This window comes from Clostridium sp. AT4 (assembly GCF_001517625.2).
Taxonomy (GTDB): domain Bacteria; phylum Bacillota; class Clostridia; order Lachnospirales; family Lachnospiraceae; genus Enterocloster.
The window spans coordinates 369443-387865 of sequence record NZ_LN999827.1 but is presented as its reverse complement, the minus strand read 5'-3'; the positions used below and the strand labels follow the sequence as shown (position 1 = coordinate 387865).

15 protein-coding genes and 1 pseudogene are annotated in these 18423 nt (G+C 42.9%); all 16 read left to right on the top strand.

The features are described from left to right. The first annotated feature begins 71 nt into the window (after positions 1 to 71). Positions 72 to 239 (top strand): hypothetical protein, encoded by a 168-nt coding sequence (locus tag BN3656_RS16615; RefSeq protein ID WP_167544854.1) that lies wholly within the window; start codon positions 72 to 74, stop codon positions 237 to 239. Further along, entirely contained in the window at positions 193 to 1695 is a 1503-nt protein-coding gene (locus tag BN3656_RS04995) for a sulfatase-like hydrolase/transferase (RefSeq protein WP_347460636.1), read from the top strand. Before BN3656_RS16615 ends, BN3656_RS04995 begins: the two co-directional genes overlap by 47 nt. Next, positions 1676 to 2620, top strand: coding sequence for a sugar ABC transporter permease (locus BN3656_RS04990; protein ID WP_242962939.1), 945 nt, complete (start codon positions 1676 to 1678; stop codon positions 2618 to 2620). The genes BN3656_RS04995 and BN3656_RS04990 overlap by 20 nt, the downstream gene beginning before the upstream one ends. A 14-nt stretch (positions 2621 to 2634) precedes the next feature. Further along, positions 2635 to 3477 carry a carbohydrate ABC transporter permease gene (locus BN3656_RS04985; RefSeq protein ID WP_331624946.1) on the top strand — a complete coding sequence of 281 codons (843 nt, stop codon included), beginning with the start codon at positions 2635 to 2637 and terminating at the stop codon, positions 3475 to 3477. A 35-nt stretch (positions 3478 to 3512) separates the two neighbouring features. After that, a complete protein-coding gene (locus tag BN3656_RS04980) occupies positions 3513 to 5018 on the top strand; it encodes an extracellular solute-binding protein (RefSeq protein ID WP_066544805.1) in 1506 nt (501 codons plus the stop codon). A gap of 209 nt (positions 5019 to 5227) precedes the next feature. After that, positions 5228 to 6553 (top strand): annotated as a pseudogene (locus tag BN3656_RS04975) (IS1380 family transposase). 215 nt (positions 6554 to 6768) lie between these two features. Then, positions 6769 to 8688, top strand: a complete 1920-nt coding sequence (locus BN3656_RS04970; RefSeq protein ID WP_066544801.1) for a glycoside hydrolase family 2 TIM barrel-domain containing protein — start codon at positions 6769 to 6771, stop codon at positions 8686 to 8688. Next, positions 8672 to 9625, top strand: coding sequence for a beta-galactosidase small subunit (locus BN3656_RS04965; RefSeq protein WP_066544799.1), 954 nt, complete (start codon positions 8672 to 8674; stop codon positions 9623 to 9625). Before BN3656_RS04970 ends, BN3656_RS04965 begins: the two co-directional genes overlap by 17 nt. 414 nt (positions 9626 to 10039) lie before the next feature. Further along, positions 10040 to 11479, top strand: coding sequence for a proline--tRNA ligase (gene proS / locus BN3656_RS04960; RefSeq protein ID WP_066544797.1), 1440 nt, complete (start codon positions 10040 to 10042; stop codon positions 11477 to 11479). Then, entirely contained in the window at positions 11479 to 12795 is a 1317-nt protein-coding gene (locus BN3656_RS04955) for a CCA tRNA nucleotidyltransferase (protein ID WP_066544795.1), read from the top strand. The genes proS and BN3656_RS04955 overlap by 1 nt, the downstream gene beginning before the upstream one ends. A gap of 89 nt (positions 12796 to 12884) precedes the next feature. Continuing rightward, entirely contained in the window at positions 12885 to 13253 is a 369-nt protein-coding gene (locus tag BN3656_RS04950; protein ID WP_066544793.1) for a RidA family protein, read from the top strand. Positions 13254 to 13405: 152 nt separating this feature from the next. Beyond that, positions 13406 to 13981, top strand: a complete 576-nt coding sequence (locus BN3656_RS04945) for a methylated-DNA--[protein]-cysteine S-methyltransferase (RefSeq protein WP_081422852.1) — start codon at positions 13406 to 13408, stop codon at positions 13979 to 13981. Positions 13982 to 13998: 17 nt separating this feature from the next. Beyond that, positions 13999 to 14829, top strand: coding sequence for an arginase family protein (locus tag BN3656_RS04940; RefSeq protein ID WP_066544792.1), 831 nt, complete (start codon positions 13999 to 14001; stop codon positions 14827 to 14829). Positions 14830 to 14869: 40 nt separating this feature from the next. Further along, positions 14870 to 15955: a DctP family TRAP transporter solute-binding subunit gene (locus BN3656_RS04935; protein WP_066544790.1), complete on the top strand. Its 1086-nt coding sequence runs from the start codon at positions 14870 to 14872 to the stop codon at positions 15953 to 15955. Then, a complete protein-coding gene (locus tag BN3656_RS04930) occupies positions 15936 to 16691 on the top strand; it encodes a MurR/RpiR family transcriptional regulator (protein ID WP_066544789.1) in 756 nt (251 codons plus the stop codon). The genes BN3656_RS04935 and BN3656_RS04930 overlap by 20 nt, the downstream gene beginning before the upstream one ends. A gap of 129 nt (positions 16692 to 16820) precedes the next feature. Further along, complete coding sequence (locus tag BN3656_RS04925; protein ID WP_066544785.1) at positions 16821 to 18404, top strand: PTS transporter subunit EIIC; 1584 nt, start codon at positions 16821 to 16823, stop codon at positions 18402 to 18404. The last annotated feature ends 19 nt before the right edge of the window (positions 18405 to 18423 follow it).

Sequence of the window (18423 nt, the reverse complement as noted above, 5' to 3'; positions counted from 1 at the left end):
TTCTTCGGTAATTTTCCTGTGGATTCAAATGATTATCATAGTAAGTATAACATATAAAAGCAGAAAAATCCATGTCAAAAGCAATTATTGAGATTGTGCTTAACAGCCATATAAAATACTATATACGTAGAAGAATTGGTGGAAAATATAGTGGAGGTCAAGGTGTCGTTGAAAAAGCAGATTATTCTATTAATGACAGATACAACCAGAAAGGATATGGTGGGGTGCTACGGAAATAAAAGAATGATAACCCCTAACCTGGATGCTTTAGCGCAGCAGGGAATACGTTATGAAAATGCATATTCCTGCCAGCCAGTGTGCGGACCAGCCAGAAGCGCAATTTTTACCGGAACATTTCCTCATTCAAATGGTATGGTAACAAATGGAGTTCCATTAGGAGCAAACGTTAAGACAGTTGGACAGAGATTAACGGATAATGGGATTAAATGTGGTTATATAGGTAAATGGCATTTGGATGGAGGTGATTATTTTGGACTGGGATGTTGTCCGGAAGGATGGGATGAAGATTATTGGTATGATATGAAATGTTATTTAGATGAACTCAGTGAGGAGGAACGTGTTCGCTCCAGGCAGTCAGAGGAATCCTATAAAACGTATTTTTCAGAAAAGTTTACTTTTGCGCACAGATGTTCAGATCGAGCAATCAGATTTCTTGATCAGTATAAGGATGAAGACTTTTTTTTAACGGTATCTTATGACGAGCCTCATGGACCTTCTTTATGTCCAGAGCCGTATAACACGATGTATCAGGGATTTAAGTTTCCGTCGACTAAAAAATTTACAGACTCTTTGGAAAATAAACCATTAATGCAGCGTTTGTGGGCTGGTGATAATCTTACAGCAGGAGAAGAGCAGATTAATCAGGCGACAGATTCATTAGCGTTATTTTTAGGCTGTAATTCTTTTGTAGATTATGAAATAGGTCGGGTATTGGATGTAATTGAACGGATAATTCCAGATGCTATGGTAATTTATACGTCAGATCATGGAGATATGTTGGGAGAACATAGACTTTTTTCCAAGAACGCGGCAATCTACGATGCAGTAACGAATATTCCTTTAATCATAAAAGGAGGAGAAAAAGGAAAAGTTGTTACTGCGCCTGCGTCTCATATTGATATTGCACCTACAATAATGGATTACTTTGGTTTGAATATTCCTAAATTAATGGAAGGAAAAAGTATGCTTTCACAAATCTATGATACAAATAGTAAGGTGAATTGTGAGGTATATACAGAATTTACCAGATATGAGATTGATCATGATGGATTTGGCGGCCTTCAGATGATGAGAGGAATCATTTCTGAAGAGTACAAATTAGCAATCAATCTTTTTGATAAGGATGAGTTTTATGATTTGAAGAAAGATCCAGATGAAATGGTAAATGAGATAGATAATCCGGAATATTTGGATATAATTAAGGAATATCACAAAAAAATGATCGACCATATGAATGATACCAGGGATTTGTATAGAGGTTATCAGTGGTCGTTAAGACCCTGGAATAAAGACTATATTCCAAAATGGGATAATGAAGGATTTACAAGACAGAGAGAAAATGAGGAATATGAACCTAGGCAATTAGATTATGATACAGGGCTTCCGATGAAGGAAGCGGTTAGAGGTAAGTACCTGTATGGAATGGGGGCTAAAAATGACGAAAGTAAAGAATAACATGGATTTAGAAATCAAAAAAATTCGTTTTATAAGGGAATTAAAACTAAATGCATGGTGCTGGCTATTTATGGCGCTTGCGGTAGGATTCTATATCCTCTTTCAGGGTTATCCAATTATATGCAGTATTCAGTATTCATTACTTGACTGGTCAGGAATGACCTCTAATGCGACTTATATAGGATTACAAAATTACAGGGAATTGATGCATGATGAATTATTTTGGAATGCATTTAAGAATAGCTTTAAGTATATGATAATGATTGTTCCGTTAGAACTTTCAGTATCGTTATTTCTGGCATATTTATTAAATGATGAAAAAATGAAAGGCCGGGGATTATACAGGACAATGTATTTTGTACCAGTTGTTACAACTGCATCTGTAGTTGGAATTATAATGATTTTTATTTTGGGAGTACAGGGTCCGGTAAATCATTTGCTGGTTACACTGCATATTATTAAAAACCCTATAAATTTTCTTGGAAATGCAAAGTATGCATTGCCTACATTAGTGATTATTTCATTATGGAAAGATTGTGGAACCTATATGATTTACTGGCTGGCAGGTTTACAGGGTGTTTCTAAAGATGTATATGAAGCTGCAACAATTGACGGGGCAACCAGGGGGCAGACCTTTTTCCACATTGTATTGCCTCTTATTGCACCAATAGGAGGTATTATAGCTATCTTATGTGCAATTAATTCCCTAAAAGTATTTGATATTGTAAAGACAATGACAGAAGGGGGACCCTATTATGCAACGGATGTAATTGCAACGTATGTATATAGAACTGCTTTTTCCAGTGAAATTGGAATGCCAAGACTTGGTTATGCAAGTGCAGCGGCATTATTCTTTGGCGGTGCGGTAATAGTAATTGGATTAATATTGAGTGCAATTAAAAATCATTTGCAGAGAAATGCTTAATGGAGGTGGATGAATTGAGTAAAGAAAAAAGGATTCACATACTAAAATCAGTGATAAAGCATATTCTATTGCTTTTGATTGGATTTTTTTGGATATATCCATTCTTTTGGATGATTTCCGCATCATTTAAAAGTCAAAATGAATTTTTTCAGAATCGTCTAGGGTTGATTCCACAAATGCCTACCATAGATAATTTTATTCGTATCTGGAATAAGGCTGATTTTGGAACTTATTTTATAAATACCATTATCGTTACAGTATTTTCTGTTATTATTGTATTGGTCATGACTATGATGGCTGGATATGCAATGGGCAGATACAAGTTTATTGGAAGAAATTTATGTATGGGAGTATTCCTTGGAAGTATTGCAATACCTCTTGTGAGTACTATTATTCCTACATATGAAGTGGTAAAAGAAATGCATTTGGTAGGAACCAAATTAGGATTGATTTTGTCTCAGGCTGGAGGCGCTCATGTTATCTTTCTGCTGTTGTTTACCAGCTTTTTTCAGTCCGTACCAAATGAACTGGAGGAAGCTTCCAAGATAGACGGATGCAATTATTTTCAGACATTTTACTATATAATGATGAGATTATGCAAGCCTGTAGCAACAACAGTTGTAATCATGGAAACAATATGGGCTTGGAATGCATTTATGCTCCCATTGGTATTAACATTGAATAATCCATCATCCAGAACCTTGGCAGTAGGGCTGTATGCATTTAAAGGAGAAAATACAGTAGACTGGACAGGAATCGCAGCAGGAGGAGCAATTGCAGTAATACCAGTCATTGTATTATTCATTTTTATGCAGAAGTATTTTGTGGAAGGTATTGCTGGTGCGGTTAAAAGTTGATAAGGTAACCATTCAAATAAGAAAGAGGTAAAAGGATGAAATTAAAAAAATTTGAAGCAATGTTGTTGACAGGTATCATGATGACGTCTGTATTATCAGGATGTGGAGCAATGCCATCTACAGGGAATGGTGAAGCAAATGCTGCACCAGAAAATGAAAATGTCAGTATTTCAACAGAAGAGGAGAAAACTGAGGATGGGCAGATCACACTGCGTGTGGTCGATTGGAGCGATGGATCTGCTGAACAGAGAGAAGAATTTCATAAAAAGTTTGAAGAAACTCATCCTAATATTAAAATTGAATATACCATGCTTACGGTAGATCAATTTAAAAATACAATTGTTACTATGATTAAATCGGGAGAAGGACCAGATTTATTCCCGATACCTGTCGGATTAACCTTAAATACAGCGGTAGATGAAGGCTGGTTTCAACCGATTAATAATTATGTAACAGATGATTTTAGAGATAAGTTTGATCCAGCATCTTTTGCAGAGGGAGTTACTGATATTGGGGAAGATTGGTATACGGTTACCGAGCAGATGCCGATAATTCAGTGCCTGTTCTTTTATAATAAAGATATCCTGGATCAGGCAGGTATTACAGATATTCCAAGAACCTATTCGGAATTTAGAGATGCCTGCAAAAAAGTTACAGAGATGGGGAACGGCAATGTATATGGTTTGATCGATGGCGGAAAGCAGATGAATCGTATGGATGTTATGGCTAGATCTTTAGCTGCCGCAGCTGGAGGCAAGATTGCTGCAACACAAAAAGTATTAACAGATAATGGTGCAGCACCGTACGATAGTGAGGCCATGAGCCAGGCACTGGGGTTGATTAAAGGACTGGTAGATGATGGAAGTATTCATCCAGATACGAATAATATCAGTGCACCAGAGGCGAGGGAGTTATTTGCACAGGGCCAGGCGGCGTTCCTTTGTCAGGGGATGTGGTGCGTGTCTCAATGGGATGTAAATTATCCAGATTTGAACTATGGAGTTATGGCAGTACCTGTTCCAGATGGTGTAAGCAATACGTATGTACAGGCAGGAGAATTATCACCATGGATGGGTATTTATAAGCAGTCTAAACATCCGAAAGAAGCAGCAGAGTATCTGATGGCATTGTATGATGAAGAGTATGGTTATCAGCAGAGTAATGTAGAAAGTGGAAGCTTCGTGTCCTGTATTCCGGAAATTAATGAAAAGTATATGACGAATGAACATATGAAACAGTATTACACAATTGCCGAAGAAACATCTAAAACAGTTCCCACACTTATTAAGAGAAGTGAACTGGCAAATGCATTTTATTCAGAGGTTAAAGATGTGCAGCCCAGTCTTGGCGCTATTGTACAGGGAATTATTTCACAGAGTATTGTAGATTATGACAGCGCATTAAAGACATTGGCAGATGATACAACCACAGAGTGGAAACGTGCATGTGAGGCTGTTGGTTTAGATTACAGTTTGCTTGAATTTTCCAACTGGGATGCAACGAAAGATTATACAGATGCTGATTATGAGGCGTTGAAGTAAATATATAGCTAAAATGGATATAGGAAATGATGCGGTTATATTTATCCTGAATTATTCACGACTTTGCCACGAATGTGGCTGAAAGCCACATAGTTACTGTATTTTAACTGAATATTGCTTTTCACCTATCAAGTGAATGAAAAAAGAGCATCCATTTGTGGTAAAATTAAGGTGTCTAATCAAAATAAATACCAACAAAGGAGCCCTTTATGAGTATTGTAAACACCTTATCACTAGAAAGCAATAGACAAATTAAAATAAATTTTGATGGAGGAGATTTATCCTCCGATGCAGGATTGCTTCTCATCAAAGAATTCGTAAGCAAACTTGGTATTGATAATCTTTTAGGCAAAGTTTTCAAGACCAACGATTCTGCATTATTCAGATATCATACAGATCAGAAAAACCTGCTCCAGATGATATATATGATCATTGCAGGCTACTTTGAAGATGATACTTCCGATGAACTTACAAATGATCCTGTATTCAAGCCTGTACTTGAAAAAGACACCCTTGCATCACAGCCTACGGTATCAAGATTCTTTAACCGTATGGATGAAGATACCTTAAACCAGTTACTTATGATTGGCAGAATACTCCGAAAGAGAGTTTATCGTATTCAGATGCCACAGGCTGTTATTCTGGATCTGGATTCCACTCTTCTTGATGCATACGGCAAACAGGAAGGCAGAGCCTTTAACTTTCATTATCAAAGCAATGGATACCATCCACTTGTCTGTTAGGATGGAATGACCGGAGATCTGGTAAAAATCCAGCTTCGTGATGGAACCGAGTATTCCTCTACCGGAGTGGTTGACTTCCTGCAGCCGATACTTGATGAATACCTGAATGATTATCCGGCGATCCGTATTCTGCTTCGTGGTGACAGCGGTTTCGCTACACCTGATCTTTATAAGCAGTGTGAGGAAAACGGCACAAGCTATGTGATCCGGCTGAAGGAGAATGGCATTCTCCGTAAAAAAGCATCCTATCTTGTGGATGAGCTTGATGAGATCACCAAAAATAATAAAGTCGATTATGCAGTAGCCTATGGCGAATTCATGTATAGAGCGAGTTCATGGCCTTATGAAAGGCGTGTGGTATGCAAGGTTGAAAAGCCGGAAAACCAAATGGTTTACATGTACACATTTGTTGTCACAAACATGGATTCCTCACCAGAGTATCTCATCAAATTTTATTGCAAGCGAGGGCTGATGGAAAACTTCATTAAAGAAAGCAAATCCGGTTTTGATTTTGCGTCCGTAAGCAGTCATACCAGAATGGTAAATGCCAATAGACTGCAGGTACATGCTCTTGCGTATAACATATTTAATTGGTTTAGAAGATTGGTGCTATCAGCAAATATGAGAAAGCAACGCATTGATACCGTCCGTTTAAAATTGCTGAAGATTGCTGCAAAAGTAGTTCATTCAGCAAGATATATCACATTCAAACTGTGCAGCAGTTGCCCCTATAAGAATGAATTCTATGAGACACTTTCAAATATCGGCAAGCTGAATGTACAGCTGGAATAGCAACTATTAACGAACATTGACAGCTTAACAACTGCTCTGAACTCTGCCACAGGGATTTTATACCCTTTTGACGGGTTAATTGAGTGATGTTATGGCTGCATGGATCAATTTTCAGATTCATGGTACTGTTATCAATTCAGATACTGTTCCGTGAATAATTCAGGTTTATTATGATAAAAATCGCATCATTTTCTGCTTGTAGAAAGGAAGCAGAAATGAAAGCAGATATTAAATGGTTGGATAATCCGGAAATTTATTGTGTAAACAGATTAGATGCGCATAGTGACCATATGTATTTTGAAAGCTATGAGGAAATTGGGAAAAGCAGTAATAAGTGGGAAGTTTTATTGGATGGATTATGGAAATTCCATTACAGTAAAAATGCTGCTTCACGTCCCGCAGATTTTTACAGGGAAGATTATGATCGATCAGATTTTGATACGATTAAAGTTCCAGGGCATATTGAACTTCAGGGATATGATAAAATTCATTATATTAATACAATGTATCCATGGGAGGGACATGAATATTACAGGCCTGCATTTAGTCTTCCGAATGCAGGAAAAGGAGAGGGGGCATTCAGTGATGCTTCCTACAACCCGGTAGGTTCATATGTATGTCAGTTTGATTTACCAAATGAGTTTCATGGAAAAAGGACAATTGTCTGCTTTGAAGGAGTAGAGCAGGCAATGTATGTGTGGCTAAATGGCTATTTTCTCGGATATGCTGAAGATAGTTTTACTCCATCAGAGTTTGATTTAACCCCATACATAAAAAATACAGGAAATATTCTGGCTGTTGAGGTTTATAAACGAAGCACAGCAGCATTTTTGGAAGATCAGGATTTTTTTCGTTTCTTTGGAATTTTTCGGAGCGTAAAGTTAAAGGCAAAGCCATATGCACATGTAGAAGATATTTTTATTCATCCTATATTGCTGGACACCAATGAAAATGGAAAAATAGATATAAAAGTGAAGCTTTCTCTGGCAAGTGTCTGCGATGTTCATGCAACAGCGGTTTTGAAGGATAACGAAAATATATGCTGGAAAAGTGATGTTGCAATGACATATGGGAATAATACTTCAGATAGTTGTTTGGAAGTAAACGGTTTTGTTAGCGGATTGATTCCGCAAAAGGTTATTCCATGGGAAAACCGCAATCCATACCTGTATAATTTTTATCTGGAAGTTAAGGATAAAGATGAAAATATAATTGAGGTAGTACCGTATCGTGTAGGATTTAGGAGATTGGAGATAATCGATAAGGTTATTTGCCTAAATGGCAAACGATTAATATTGACAGGTGTAAACCGGCATGAGTGGGAGCCGCATGTAGGGAGATGTATTACAGAAAAGGAAATGAAGATAGATTTAATGCACTTTGAAAAGAATCATATTAATGCTGTTAGAACCTGCCATTATCCAAATCAAATACCATGGTATTATATGTGTGACGAAGCGGGGATCTATATGATGTCAGAAACCAATTTAGAAAGTCATGGCTCCTGGCAAAAGATGGGAGAGGTGGAACCATCGTATAATGTTCCGGGTTCATTGCCTGAGTGGAAGAATGCTGTAATTGATCGTGCAAAGAACAATTATGAAACATTTAAAAATCATACATCGGTCCTCTTTTGGTCTTTGGGAAATGAATCTTATGCAGGGGATGATATAGCAGAAATGAATAAATATTTTATGCAGCAGGAAGATGGACGATTGGTGCATTATGAAGGTGTATCAGTTAATAGAAAATATGAAGATGAGATATCTCAGATAGAAAGCAGGATGTATGCAACGCCTGATGAAGTTAGGGCATATTTGTCGTCTAATCCTAAGAAGCCATATCTTTTATGTGAATTTATGCATAGCATGGGAAATTCACTGGGGGGAATGAGTTCATATATGAGTATTTTAGATGAGTATATGATGTTTCATGGAGGTTTTATCTGGGATTATATTGATCAGGCAATATATGTAAAAGATGAGGTGACAGGAGAAGAAGTACTTCGTTATGGAGGAGATTTTGACGATAGGCCAACTGATTATAATTTTTCTGGAAATGGAATTGTATTTGCAGATAGGACAGAAAAACCAGCAATGCAGGAGGTAAATTACTATTATGGAAAATATAAATAAAAATCGTTTAAAAGTTGTATATGGAGATTGCACTTTGGGAGTATCTGGTGAGGGATTTTCATACATTTTTTCTTATGTTACGGGTGGAATGGAATCGTTGGTTAAAGAGGGGATGGAGTGGCTGTATCGTTGCCCAAAGCCTACATTTTGGAGAGCACTTACAGATAATGACAGAGGATGTGGCTTTCATCTGAAAAGTGGAAGCTGGTTGGCATCAGATATGTTTATTAGTTGTGTTGATAAGAGGGTAATTGTAGATGGAAAAGATCTGGGGATTCCCTGCGCACCTCAAAATAATTGTTTTTCATCAGCTGAATTTGTGGATAAGATACAGGTGATATTCAGATATGAAACTATTACAAATCCTAAAACGGCAGTAGACATATCATACACTGTTAATGCGGAAGGAAAAATTTTGGTTGAAAATTATTATTATGGAAAACCAGGTTTACCAGAACTTCCGGTGTTTGGTTTTCGGATGATCATGCCTACATTGGCAGAAAAATATCAATATGAAGGGCTTTCAGGAGAAACGTATCCGGATAGGAAAGCTGGAGCAAAAAAAGGAATTTATATAGAAAAACCACACATGACGCCCTATCTTACACCGCAAGATTGCGGAATGCATATGGACACGAAGTGGGTAACCATATATCGAAATACAACATTAGATAATAGTAATAAAACTTTTGGAAGAAAATCATTGCAGATATGCAGCAATCAGGAAAAATTTAATTTTTCCTGCCTGCCATATACAGCATGTGAAATTGAAAATGCTACACATTTAGAAGAACTTCCATGTGCCAGAAGAACTGTACTTTGCATTTATGGAGCAACACGCGGCGTAGGGGGGATCAATAGTTGGGGGGCTGATGTAGAAGACAGGTACCATGTGAGTGCACAGGAGGATATGTGTTTTTCGTTTATAATAAGTTAAAGTACATATGGGGAGACTGTTTCAAAGTTTCTGTGGAGATAAGATGCAAAACCTTAAGAAAAATATCCATGTTGACAAACCACACAATCCGTCGTAGAATTTACAATGACGAAAGACATACTTTCCATGATGCGACATAGATACATGAGAAAGGCTAAGAAGGGGAATAGTAAGCCCGGAGCACGTTGCAGAGAGAGGAACAAAAGGTGGAAGTTCCTTACGAAAGCCCGGACCCAACCGGCCCTGGAGCCCTGTATGATGAATACAGCGCAGATCCGGCGTTAATGGATAAAAGAGAGAGTCATAAAGACTAATCAGGGTGGTACCGCCGAGCTGTTCGGTCCCTTGCAGAGCGCATAGATGCATGGGATTGGATGGCTTTTTTGTTATATAGAAAAGAAAAGGAGAATCATCATGGCAGACAACAAAAAAATGGTAGAAGCCATCACATCCATGGACGTGGATTTCGCCCAGTGGTATACGGATGTGGTAAAGAAAGCAGAACTCTGCGATTATGCAAGCGTAAAGGGCTGTATGGTAATCAAGCCTGCGGGCTATGCGATCTGGGAGAATATCCAGAAGGAGTTGGACCGCAGATTTAAGGAAACAGGCGTGCAGAACGTATATATGCCTGTATTTATTCCGGAAAGCCTTCTTCAGAAGGAGAAGGATCATGTAGAAGGCTTTGCGCCTGAGGTTGCATGGGTGACACACGGTGGATTGGAGCCTCTTCAGGAGCGTATGTGTGTAAGACCTACCTCTGAGACGTTATTCTGTGATTTTTACGCAAAGGACATTCACTCCTACAGAGATCTTCCGAGAGTTTACAACCAGTGGTGCTCTGTTGTCCGTTGGGAGAAGACAACCCGTCCGTTCCTGCGCTCCAGAGAGTTCTTATGGCAGGAGGGCCATACGGCTCATGCCACAGCGGAAGAGGCAGAGGAGAGAACCGTACAGATGTTAAATGTGTACGCTGACTTCTGCGAGCAGGTTCTGGCGATCCCTGTTGTAAAGGGACAGAAAACAGACAAGGAGAAGTTTGCAGGCGCAGAGGCTACCTATACCATCGAGTCTCTGATGCATGACGGAAAGGCACTGCAGTCCGGTACCAGCCATAACTTTGGCGACGGTTTTGCAAAGGCCTTCGGCATCCAGTTTGCAGATAAGGACAATACCTTAAAGCACGTTTACCAGACTTCTTGGGGTATGACAACCCGTATGATCGGCGCTATTATCATGGTACATGGCGATGACAACGGCCTGGTTCTGCCTCCGAGAATTGCTCCAGTACAGATCATGGTTGTACCGATCCAGCAGAAGAAGGAAGGCGTTTTAGACAAGGCGTTTGAGCTGAGAGACCGGCTGGTGAAGTCCGGCTATGCTGTAAAGGTAGATGATACGGACAAGAGCCCCGGCTGGAAGTTTGCAGACTGCGAGATGCGAGGTATTCCTCTGCGTGTGGAGATCGGTCCTAAGGATATGGAGCAGAATCAGGCCGTTCTGGTGCGCAGAGATACCCACGAAAAGACAGTTGTCTGCCTGGACGAGCTGGAGGCAAAGGCCGGCGAACTGCTTGAAACCATTCAGAAGGATATGCTGGAAAAGGCCAGAGCTCACAGAGAGGCTCATACCTATACTGCTACAGAATGGGATGAGTTTGTGGATACCATTAACAATAAGCCAGGTTTTGTAAAGGCTATGTGGTGCGGCTGCCGTGAGTGTGAGGATAAGATTAAGGAAGAGACAGGCGCTACCTCCAGATGTATGCCCTTTGAGCAGGAGAATCTCTCCGACCACTGCGTATGCTGCGGCAAGCCGGCGAAAAAGATGGTTTACTGGGGACGGGCATATTGATGAAAATACAGATTCCCGCTGCTGCACAGGAGATTGTAGAAAAGCTTTGTGAGCATGGATATGAGGCGTATCTGGTAGGCGGCTGCGTACGGGATATGCTTCTGGGACGGGAGCCGGGAGACTGGGATATTACCACCAGTGCAAAACCGGAGGAGGTCAAGGCTGTATTCCGCAGAACCGTGGATACAGGAATCCAGCACGGCACGGTGACTGTAATGATGGGAAAGGAAGGCTACGAGGTTACTACCTTCCGGATTGACGGCGATTATACTGATGGCCGTCATCCGGACAGCGTGACCTTTACGCCGGATCTCATTGAGGACTTAAAGCGCCGGGATTTTACCATCAATGCTATGGCTTATAACCGGGATCGCGGTCTTGTGGATGCCTTTGGAGGCCGGAAGGATCTGGAGGATGGTGTGATCCGCTGTGTGGGAGCGGCAGAGGAGCGCTTTACAGAGGACGCTCTGCGCATTTTAAGAGCCATCCGTTTTTCCGCCCAGCTTGGCTTTGAAATTGAGGAGCATACGGAAAATGCCATAAAAAAAATTGCTCCCAATCTGGTCCATGTAAGCCGGGAGCGGGTTCAGGTGGAGCTTACAAAGCTTCTTATAAGCCCACTTCCCGGACGCATCCGGCAAGTTTACGAGACAGGGATCAGCCCCTGGGTATCAGAGACCTTTCACCGGATCCCGGAGATTTCCGGCGGCTCCTGCTTTCACATACCGTCCTCTGTTCCGGCGGAAAAATCACTGCGCTGGGCGGTTTTTATGCGGAAATGCGAGCCTAAAGAGGCTGTTTTGGTGCTTAAGGCGCTGAAGCTGGATAATGATACTATTTACAGGGTAAAGACTCTGGTTCAGTGGATTAAAGTTTCCCTGTGTGGGGAGCCGACAGAGGACAGTATACAGTCCGATAAAGACGGTGCAGCTATACAGGCTGGATATTTTAAAAAAGGGCTTTCCAAGCATAATGACAGGATAAAAACCGGACTGCGCCGGGCTATGAGCCGGATGGAGCCGGAGCTGTTTGACGATCTCCTTAGAGTAAAGCTGTGTCTGGCTGAGGAGTGTCCGCCTGCGGCGGAGTGCCTGAGAGCACTTTGCTGTCTCAGAGATGAGATCCGCCGGGATGGCGACTGCATAAGCCTTAAAATGCTGGCAGTTACGGGGAATGATCTTATAAAGGCGGGGATGAAGCCCGGAAAAGAGGTTGGAACCCGGCTGCAGCAGTTTCTGGAACTGGTGCTGGAGGATCCGGTGAGGAATACGAAGGAATATCTGCTGTCTCTGTTGTCCTCTGTAAGTGATGCATAAACATAGGATCTGCATTAAGAATAAAACATTGCATAATGTATAAAAGTCGGCTATAATAGGCCTTATTAAGGTATTAGGAGGTTTTCGGAATGAACGTAATTGACACAAAGAACGCACCAGGTGCAATCGGACCTTATTCTCAGGCATTTGAGGTAAATGGGGTAATCTATACTTCCGGACAGATTCCTGTAAATCCGGCAGACGGTACAGTAGCAGACGGCATTGCCGCTCAGGCAGAGCAGAGCTGTAAGAACGTAGGCGCTATCCTGGAGGCAGCAGGCAGCGGTTTCGATAAGGTATTCAAGACCACCTGCTTTTTAGCAGATATGGGCGACTTTGCAGCATTTAATGAAGTATATGCAAAGTATTTTACCTCCAAGCCGGCAAGAAGCTGCGTAGCAGTAAAGACTCTTCCAAAGGGAGTTTTATGTGAGATCGAGGCAATCGCAGTAAAGTAATCTGCCTGCAGGTGATAAGAAGGGAAGGGAGCCGCAGGGCTCCTTTTTCTTTGCCTGAAGGCGGACCGGACTCTGGGCCGGGATTGATCGGACAGATGGCGGGAGCGGCACGAAAAACGGTATGATCTGGGAGAGCAGGAGAATTTGAGCGGATGGATGACAAAGGAAGAATCATTTATCAGACAGTGTATGAGTCCCCTGTAGGTGCTTTGACTCTTACAGCTTCAGAGGATGCTTTGACGGCGCTTTCCTTTCCACAAGAGCGGTATCCCGAAGATGTAGAGCGGCTGACGAAAGAGCGTGAGGTATGTATTCCTGCTGCGGACAAAATCCCCCGGATTCTGAGAGAAACAAGGGAATGGCTGGATATTTACTTTTCAGGAAAAAGGCCGGACTTTACCCCGGCTCTGGCGCCGCAGGGAAGTGATTTCAGAAAGGTGGTCTGGGAGGAACTGTTAAAAATCCCCTATGGCTGTACAATAACTTATGGCCAGATTGCAAAGCAGGTGGCAGACCGAAAAGGCATTTTGCGGATGTCTGCCCAGGCAGTGGGAGGAGCGGTAGGACATAACCCCATAGGCATCATCATTCCCTGTCACCGGGTTGTAGGAACGGGAGGAAATCTAACCGGATTTGGAGGCGGGATTCGGACAAAGGAAGCACTGCTTAAACTGGAGGGCATGGATATGGGCCGGTTTTATATTCCGAAGAAGGGAACAGCACTGTAAAAAGGAGCCAGAAACAAATGAGAAAAAAACAGGTGGTTCTGATGAATTTCAGCGGGATCTACGAAACAGAGAGCTTTTATGAAACGGTTCCGCAGGAAAACAGAATATGGCTGGACTGCAGAACAATTCCCGGCACCAACTGCTACTGTGACGAAGAGGGGGAAAGGGAGCTGAAGGAAAGGATGGAGCCTCTTGGAGCGGAGGGGATCCATTTTCTGGATTCCGGCAATTATCATTATGTCACAAAGCTGTGGCTGGATCAGGTGAAGGAACCCTTCGATCTTTTGGTACTGGATCATCACACAGATCTGCAGCAGCCCATGTTTGGAGATATTCTCTCCTGCGGGGGATGGATTCGGGCCTCTTTGGAGGAGAATCCTTATCTGAACCGGGTTTTTCTGGCAGGCCCACCCTGTGAGGCAGTGAAAGAAGCGGAAAATGAGCTTCCGGAAGAACTGTGGAAAAAGGTGGTATGGATTCCGGAGGAGGCACTTAAGGAGAAGTGGGGAGCCGGAGCTTTAAAATATGCCAGATGCTTTGGGGATTCTGGATGCGCCGGAGATATCCGGCGATTGGAGGATTCTGAGGATCCTGTGTATCTCTCCATTGATAAGGATGTCCTTTCGCCCGATTTTGCCCGCACCAACTGGGATCAGGGACAGGCAGGCATAGCGGAAACGGCGGATTTTATCAGGACTTTTCTTAAAGGACGTACACTGATCGGAGCAGATATATGCGGTGAAAACCCGGAAGGCGCAGAGGGGCCGGAGGCAGAGGAGGAGCGGCGGATCAATGATACTGCCAATGGGCTGCTTTTAGAGACGGTTCTTGGCTGCTTTGATGAATAAATGATGGCTGCTGCGATAAGATAAACAAAAGGAAAAAATCATGGTGAATAGAAAAAAACGGCTGTTTTTTCTGACTGCTGCCGCTGTACTTTGTTTGATAGCGGCATCCTGCGGTTCTGCTTCCGATGGCTTTGACGGTCGGATGGAAGAGCCTTCGATAACGCTTCTTTTAAAGAATAATCTTCCAGATGAAAGCATTACAACAAAAGCGGTGGAATGGTTTTCGGAGCAGGTAGAGGAGCGGACGGAGGGACGGGTAAAAATAGAAGTATTGAATAATGCGGATATGGGGGACGGGCGCGCCTGTTTAGAGCAGCTTCAGTACGGAGGAACAGATATCGTAAAGGCAGATGTTTCGGCTCTGGGAAATTTTGTTGAGGAATTTAATGTACTGGGAATGCCGTATATTTATGAGGATCCGGAACATTTCTGGGCGGTTCATAATGGCCCGATCGGTGAAGAACTGCTCCGGGGAGCGCAGATGGCAGAGCTTGGGATGTACGGATTGACCTACTATGACGGAGGAAGCCGCTGCTTTTACAGTTCCAGGGGGGAAATACACAGTCCTGGAGATCTTGAGGGACTTGACGTACGGGTTCAGCAGTCGGAAACAGCGCTTTCTATGGCAAGAGCACTGGGGGCAAGGCCGGTAACTGCGGATTATTCCGAACTGTACCGTACGCTGCAGTCAAAGGAGGCAGACGCGGCGGAAAATTCCATTGTAAATTATTATGCTCAGGCATTTTATGAGGTGGCGCCTTATTTTACAGAGGACAATCACACACGGTCTGCAGATGTGCTGGTGATGAGCCTGGAAAGCCGGAAAAAGCTGTCCGAAGGAGATTTGCTGATTCTGGATAAGACGGCGGAGGAATCCTGCGAATATCAGAGGAAGCTGTGGGCTGAGGAAGAGGCGGCTGTGAGAGAAGCGCTTTTACAGAAAAATGCTGTGATCACTCAGCTGACAGACAGTGAATATGAAGCATTCCGTCAGGTTTGTGAGCAGATCTGGTACAGCTACCGGGATGGCAGGTATATTGACCTGATCGACCGGATCGTGGCAGTTGGATATCTGCAGAAGCTGCCCGAGCAGGAAGGAGAAATTTATGAATCTGGATCTGAATAAGCTGACCTGCGGTGTGTCTTTGACGGATACAGAGCAGGCGGTGCTGGAATATCTGCTGCTTCATCTTGATGAGGCTTTGAAGCTGGGGGTCCGGGGAGTTGCAAAGGCTAATTTTACTTCTACTTCTACGGTGATGCGTCTTTCCAGAAAGCTGGGCTATAACGGTTTTATTGAGATGTATTATAAGCTTTTGGGGGCTGTGGGAGAAGGAAGCCAGAGCTATGAGCTGAACGAGGGCTTTATCAGCCATTTTGCAGGAGAGGGAGCTGTTTCCATGGAAAATTACCGCAGCCTCCGTCTGGCTGCAGAAAAGATCTACCAGACAGATCAGGTGGTTTTTATCTATGGCATGGGATTTTCATCCATGATGGCAGAATATCTGGCAAAAAAGCTGCTGGTATTGGGAATCAAGTGCATTTTTTCTGATGGGGCTGATTCCATTGGAGTCTTTGAGAATAATCTGGAGGATATCGGCGTTTTTATCGTTTTTTCCAGATCGGGCCGTTCTCCCTATGTGCTCAACCGTGTGAAAATGGCAGAGGAGAACACAGTGTTTACCGTGGGCTTTACCAATGACGGGGCAAGCCCCTTAAAGGAGCACTGCGGCTGTATTATAGAGGTGCCGGATGACAATCCTTTAGATGACAGAAACATGAAGCCGACCCTGTTTTTTTCTAAGATAATGACCATGATCGAGCTTTTGGTTTATGAATATTACCAGGTTTCTCTGGGATAAGAAAACGTGTTACACATCCGGGTAACACGTTTTCTTTTGTCTGAAATCTATGTACTTTTGCCCGTTGTCTGCGTATAATCCAATCATCGACCACGCGGGGTTAAAGTTAGAAAAACGGAGAGGTATGAAATGAAAGAAAAAGTTATGAGCACAATGCAGGCATTTTCCAAAGCTATGTTCATGCCGGTGCTGATCCTTCCGATCGCCGGTCTTCTCATTGCAGTGGGAAATGTATTTACAAACGCAAGACTGATCGAGATCCTTCCATTCCTGGATAATCCGGTAACAAAGGGCTTCGGAACCATCTTATCCGGCGCTCTGGTGGCTATTTTAAATAACCTGGGACTGATCTTCTGTGCAGGAATCGCAGTTGGACTGGCAAAGAAGAAAAAGGCGGAAGCCGGATTTACTGCCATGCTGGCATTTCTGGTATTTATCAATGCCATGAACAAATTTATGGATCTTCGCGGTATTTTAGCTGATCCGGCAGCCTTAAGAGGAACCGGACAGGCGATGGTTCTGGGAATCCAGATTCTGGATATGGGCGTATTCCTGGGAATGATCCTGGGCTGCGTGACCGCGTATGTACACAACCGTTTTATTGATACAGAATTTAACAATGCGTTCCAGATTTACGGCGGAACACGTTTCGTATTTATCGTTCTGATTCCTGTGGTTATCCTGTTGGCAGTAGTGCTGACTTATGTATGGCCGGTGGTTCAGTCCGGTATTGACCAGCTGGGATATTTCATCAATCAGGCCGGAAACTTCGGAATCTTCCTTTATGGAGCATTAGAGCGTCTGTTGATCCCCACAGGACTTCACCATCTGGTATACACTCCGTTCCTGTACACCAATCTTGGCGGTACTGCTGAGGTGGCAGGACAGGTATTTGAGGGCTGCCGCAACATTTACTATGCAGAAATGGCAGATCCGAACGTAACGATGTTATCCGCTTCTGTTGTATGGGATGCAAGAGGACTTTCCAAGATGTTCGGTCTGGTGGGCGCATGTCTGGCTATGTACCATACTGCAAGACCGGAGAACCGTACAAAGATCAAGGCAATCCTGATCCCGGCGGCATTTACCTCCTTTATCGCAGGCGTAACAGAGCCCATCGAGTTCTCTTTCCTGTTTACAGCGCCTATCCTGTTTGTAGCGCACGCTGTATTAAGCGGTTTGGGTATGGTTGTATTTAACCTGCTGAACTGCCGTGCCATCGGACCGAATGGTTTTATTGACTTTATCCTTTACAACCTGCCGTTGGGGATTGAAAAGACAGCATGGCCGACGTACCTGCTGATCGGTGTAGGCGAATTTGTAGTTTACTACCTGCTGTTCCGTTTTATGATCGCCAAGTTCAACTTAAAAACTCTGGGACGTGAGTCTGAGGGCATGGAAATGAAGCTTCATACCAAGGCTGAGTACAAGGAGAAGCAGGAAGGCAAAAAGAACGCAAAGGGCGAAGAAATCAACGCAGCTCTGATCGTGGAAGCGCTGGGCGGAGCAGGCAATATCGTAAAGGTAGACAACTGCTTTACCCGTCTGCGTCTGATTGTAAAGGATAATACTCTGGTACAGGATGATGTTTTAAAGCAGAAGACAGGAGCTGCCGGAGTGATGAAAAAGGGAGAAAACGTACAGGTAATTTACGGTCTCCACATTAACCAGGTGAGACAGGCAGTGGATAGGGAACTGGGCCTGGATCAGTAAAGTTTAGAAAGGGAGTATG